Source organism: uncultured Rhodococcus sp., assembly GCF_963525155.1.
GTDB classification, from domain to species: domain Bacteria; phylum Actinomycetota; class Actinomycetes; order Mycobacteriales; family Mycobacteriaceae; genus Rhodococcus_F; species Rhodococcus_F qingshengii.
In genome coordinates this window covers 1-5,347 of the sequence record NZ_CAURKP010000274.1, presented here as the reverse complement: position 1 = coordinate 5,347, position 5,347 = coordinate 1, and the positions used below count along the sequence as shown (strand labels likewise).

Genomic DNA, 5,347 nt, shown 5'->3' with positions numbered 1-5,347 from the left:
CCAGATCGGCCTCTGATCCGAACTCCGTACTGACCTCGGTGGGTTTGACGAACAGAACGTCTCCGCAGATCAAGCCCACGATCTTCTCGTCGCAATACAATCCGTACTCGCCGAACATCGCCCTTGCCCGCACGTCGAGCGGTTCCAACTGCTCGAGAATGCGCGCCACGGTTTCCTTGCTCGTACTCATGAGAGCAAACTACTCCGGCACCCCGACATACAGACATTCATCGGAGAGCCGGAGTAGTCGCGTCAGTACTAGACCTTCGTGATTGCGGCGCGGATACCCTCACCGAGATCGACGGCGTCGTCGCCCGCTTCACCCACCGAGAAGGAGGTGGCCAGAACCTCACCGGCGATCAATTCGCGATGGCGCTCTGCCCACTCCTTGCAGTCCTGCGGAACCTCGAGCACGACGTTGATCCGGTCCGAGACGTCCAAACCGGCGGCACGGCGCGCATCCTGCAACTGACGGATACGGTCCTTGGCCCATCCCTCGGCTTCGAGTTCCTCCGTCACAGCGGAATCGAGTACGACCAGTCCCGCACCGTCCGGCAGTGCAGCCGTCGAATCCGGCTCGGCCGCAACCAGTTTCTGCGTGTACTCCTCGGGCAGCAGTTCGATGCCCGCCGCAACCACGACGCCGTCCGCGTTCTCGGTCCAGTCGCCCGCCTTGACCGCCTTGATGACAGTCTGAACGGACTTGCCCAGACGCGGTCCTGCAGCACGCGCATTGACCGCGATCTCGAAGCGCCCGTGCACGTCGACGTCATCGGTCAGATCGACCTTCTTGACGTTGACCTCGTCGGCGATCAGTCCGAGGAACGGACGCAGACGCTCGGCATCCGGCGCCGCAACCGTGACCTCGGGCAGCGGAAGACGAACACGCAGATTCTGCGCCTTGCGCAGGCTCAGCACCGTGGAGCACACGGTCCGGACGTCGTCCATCGCCGCTACCAGCTCGGGGTTCGCGGGGAGCTCCGACGCCTCCGGCCAATCAGCCAGGTGAACCGAGCGCTCCCCGGTCAGCCCGCGCCAGATCACCTCGGACACCAGCGGCAACAGCGGCGCAGCGAGACGCGTCACGACCTCGAGCACGGTGTGCAGGGTGTCGATTGCGTCGCGATCCTCGTCCCAGAACCGCGAACGAGACCGTCGCACATACCAGTTGGTGAGTGCGTCACAGAACAACCGAAGCTCGTCGCACGCGCCGGCGATGTCGTTGACCTCGAGGGCCTCGGTGATCACGTCGCGGGTGGTAGCGAGCTTGGCCAGGATGTACTGATCGAGGATGTTCTCCGAATCGGTACGCCACACACCGGATTCCGGGGCGTACAACTGCAGGAAGCTCCAGGCGTTCCACAGCGGGAGCAATGCCTGACGCACACCTTCGCGGATGCCCTGCTCGGTCACGATGAGGTTTCCGCCGCGCAAGATCGGCGAAGACATCAGGAACCATCGCATCGCATCGCTGCCGTCGCGGTTGAACACCTCCTTCACGTCCGGGTAGTTGCCCTTGGACTTGCTCATCTTGAGTCCGTCGTCGCCGAGCACGATGCCGTGCGCAGCAACGGTTTTGAACGCCGGACGATCGAAGAGTGCGGTGGCCAGCACGTGCAGCGTGTAGAACCAGCCGCGAGTCTGCCCGTTGTACTCGACGATGAAATCGCCCGGGAAATGACCCTCGAACCATTCACGGTTCTCGAATGGGTAGTGCACCTGCGCGTACGGCATCGAACCGGATTCGAACCAGCAGTCGAGCACCTCGGGAACGCGGCGCATCATCGACTTCCCGGTCGGGTCGTCGGGGTTCGGGCGGACCAGGTCGTCGATCATCGGGCGATGCAGATCGGTCGGACGCACACCGAAGTCTGCCTCCAACTGATCGAGCGATCCGTAGACGTCCGTACGCGGGTACTGCGGATCGTCCGACACCCACACCGGGATCGGGCTGCCCCAGTAGCGGTTTCGGCTGATGTTCCAGTCGCGTGCACCTTCGAGCCACTTGCCGAACTGGCCGTCACGGATGTGCTCGGGCACCCACGTGATGTCCTTGTTCAGCTCGACCATGCGATCGCGGAACTTGGTGACCGCGACGAACCACGAGGGAACCGCCATGTAGATGAGCGGCTGCCCACTGCGCCAACTGTGCGGGTACGAGTGCTCGATCGTCTCGTGCCGCAGCAGCTTTCCAGCGGCCTTGAGGTCCTTGATGATGACCGGGTTGGCGTCGAAGACCATCAAGCCCTCGTACGGCGGAACCATCGAGGTGAACTTTCCACCCGGATCGAGCGGCTGCACGACCTCGATACCGTTGGCCGTGGCGACATCCATATCCTCCTCACCGAAAGCCGGTGCGAGGTGGACGATTCCGGTTCCGGAATCGGTTGTCACGTAGTCGGCCGAAAGCACGACGTGCGCGTTCGGATGTCCGAGGAAGAAGTCGAACGGCGGTGTGTACGACAGTCCGACCAGCTCGGCGCCCTTGTGACGGGAAACGACCTCGGGGTCCTCCCCCAGCTCACGTGCGTAATGAGCAACCCGTGCTTCCGCGAGCACGTACCGCTTTCCGTCCTCGCCGAGCACCTGGACGTAGTCGACCTCGGGATGAACCGCAGTGGCCAAGTTGGACGGCAGTGTCCACGGAGTCGTGGTCCAGATGATCGCGTTTGCGCCGTCCAATGGTGAACCCGGAGCGACCAGCGGCATGTCGACCGTGACTGCAGGATCCTGACGCATCTTGTACGCGTCGTCGAGACGAGTCTCCTGATTGGACAGCGGAGTCTGCTCGTACCAGCTGTAGGGCAGCACGCGGAAGCCCTGATAGATCAGGCCCTTGTCGTGCAGCTCCTTGAAGGCCCACATGACGGACTCCATGAAGTCGACGTCCAGGGTCTTGTAGTCGTTGTCGAAGTCGACCCAACGTGCCTGGCGGGTGACGTAGTCGCGCCACTCGTCGGTGTACTTGAGCACCGAGGCCTTGCAGTACTCGTTGAACTTGGCCAGACCCATGACTTCGATCTCGGCCTTGTCCTTGATGCCGAGTTGCTTCTCCGCTTCGAGTTCTGCGGGCAGGCCATGGCAGTCCCAGCCGAAGCGTCGCTCGACCTTGCGTCCACGCATGGTCTGGAAGCGCGGCACCAGGTCCTTGACGTACCCCGTCAGCAGGTGACCGTAATGCGGCAAGCCGTTTGCGAAAGGCGGTCCGTCGTAGAAAACGAACTCTTCGCTGCCGTCCCGATTGGAAACCGACGCACGGAAGGTGTCGTCGTCGTCCCACTGTTTCAGGACTTTCTGTTCCAGTTCGGGGAACTTGACTCCGGTGTCGGCGGGGACACCGTAGTCGACTTTGGGATACCCGTTACTCGCCATGGCGATCTCCTCGTGCCAGTCGGACTCGGCACGGGGACGACGTGGCGCTTGTGCGCCGACACCGCGGTACCACCCCGTTTGCACCCCGTAGATCCGCGCTTGGATCCCGAGGTGCCACTCGATCGAGCTGTGACGGGCTCACCCGTTCGGTTCTACTGAGTTCTGGGCGCCTGAAGCGACAAGAACCGTTCTTCCGAAAGCTCCCCGGTGATTGCCGGATCACAGCCTGGTATTCGTGTTGGACAGTCTAATACTCGTCCTGGACCTTGTCGGAACTCGCCCTAGGACTTGTCGGGGCCACCCGGCGACTCGCCATGATTTCTCTGATTGTCATCGTTGGCGGTGGCTGCATCGTCGATCGACGAATTCGAGGAACTCTCGACTCGACCGTAAGGCGACGACATTCCGCTGCCCGATGCCGGGTCATCCAACGAAGGAACCGCCTTCCTGCTGGTCAGCGCACTGACCAGCAGGAGGACGGCACCTGCTACACAAATCGCGATACATGCCCACGCCCAGATCAACGACCCTGTGGTCAGGGCGACGATCAGGAGAGCGAAACCAACTCCCGCGAGAACCAACGTCACGACCAGCACGTATCAACCTTTGTCCGGTCCGATAGCTGAGCCGACGGGGCGCTCTCGGTCAGCTGTTTCCCTTGGCGAAGGACGGGCTGTAGGAATCCTGTCCACCGTCGACCGGAACGGCCGAGCCGCGCTGTTCGAGCTCTTCGAGCTGCGATTCCAGGTAGGACTTCAGGCGCACCCGGTACTCGCGTTCGAACGTCTTGAGCTGCTCGATACGGCCCTCGAGGACCGAACGCTGCTGGTTGATGGTCGCCATGATTTCGGTGTGCTTCTTCTCGGCGTCCGCCTTGAGAGCGTCTGCCTTCTCCTGAGCCTGGCGAAGCTGGGTCTCGGAGCGAGTCTGAGCGTCGGTGAGCATCGCCTCCGACTTGTTGCGCGCATCCGCGATCATGCCGTCAGCCTTGCTGCGAGCCTCGCTCATGAGCTGCTCGGAGTTGGTGCGGGCACTGCCGAGCAGCTGCTCGGACTCGGTCTTGGCATCGTTGGTGAGGCGATCCGCCATCTCCTGAGCCAGTCCGAGGACCTTTGCGGCCTGCATGTGGGTGTCGCCGCTCTGCGGCGCTGCAACGGCAGCGGCGGCGGGAACCGGCGCTGCAACAGGTGCAGGCTTGGGCGGTTCGACGACCCGAGCGGGCTCCGGCTTGGGCTGCGCTGCGACGGGTGCTGCCTGCTGAGCAGGTGCCGGCGACTTCTTGGCAGCCGCGAGCTCCTGATCCAGCTCACCTACGCGCTGGCGCAGGTCCGCATTCTCTTCGATGAGCTGCGACAGCGCCTGCTCGACGAGGTCGAGGAATGCGTCGACCTCGTCCTCGTTGTAGCCACGCTTGCCGATAGGCGGCTTGCTGAACGCAACGTTGTGCACGTCAGCTGGAGTCAGTTGCGGCATGGAAGGATCCCTTCACGCGTCATTTGGCGGTCTAGCAAGCATTCAGTTGCAACACAGTCTACGTAGTGGCGAACTACGTAGTGGCGAACCACTGGATGAGTTATGGCATCCATTCTGGCACACCACTCACTCGGACTGCGCTCAGCGAACAACCGACATCAGGATGATGACGATGAAAAGCAAGACCATGATGGATAGATCCAAGCGAACTCCACCGAGGTTGATCGGGGGGATCAACCTGCGGAGTAGTTTCACCGGAGGATCGGTGATCGTAAAAATGGTTTCGAGAATGACTGCGACCAATCCGGTCGGTCGCCAATCTCTGGCAAACGAACGAACGAACTCGACGATCACTCTGCCGATCAGCAACAGCCAGAAGACACCCAGCACCAGATAGATCACAGAGAGAAGCGCGTCCACACCCTCACTCTGCCTGACGTCTGCGGTGTGTCCAAAACAGCCACACCGCAGCCATTCCGGAACCGGTCCGCATCGAGTCCTG

Annotated in this window: 5 protein-coding genes; all 5 read right to left on the bottom strand. The window is 62.0% G+C overall.

Annotated elements, in window-relative coordinates:
- The coding region (locus tag RWT78_RS27885; RefSeq protein WP_314682456.1) for a TfoX/Sxy family protein at positions 1–190 on the bottom strand (190 nt) is incomplete at its 3' end.
- Between the two features lie 68 nt (positions 191–258).
- Positions 259–3,372, bottom strand: a complete 3,114-nt coding sequence (gene ileS, locus RWT78_RS27880; RefSeq protein ID WP_050655356.1) for an isoleucine--tRNA ligase — start codon at positions 3,370–3,372, stop codon at positions 259–261.
- Positions 3,373–3,653: 281 nt separating this feature from the next.
- Positions 3,654–3,968 (bottom strand): hypothetical protein, encoded by a 315-nt coding sequence (locus tag RWT78_RS27875; RefSeq protein ID WP_007733197.1) that lies wholly within the window; start codon positions 3,966–3,968, stop codon positions 3,654–3,656.
- A 49-nt stretch (positions 3,969–4,017) separates the two neighbouring features.
- Entirely contained in the window at positions 4,018–4,845 is an 828-nt protein-coding gene (locus RWT78_RS27870) for a DivIVA domain-containing protein (RefSeq protein WP_003941722.1), read from the bottom strand.
- Positions 4,846–4,986: 141 nt separating this feature from the next.
- A complete protein-coding gene (locus tag RWT78_RS27865) occupies positions 4,987–5,265 on the bottom strand; it encodes a YggT family protein (protein ID WP_314682454.1) in 279 nt (92 codons plus the stop codon).
- Positions 5,266–5,347: the final 82 nt, after the last annotated feature.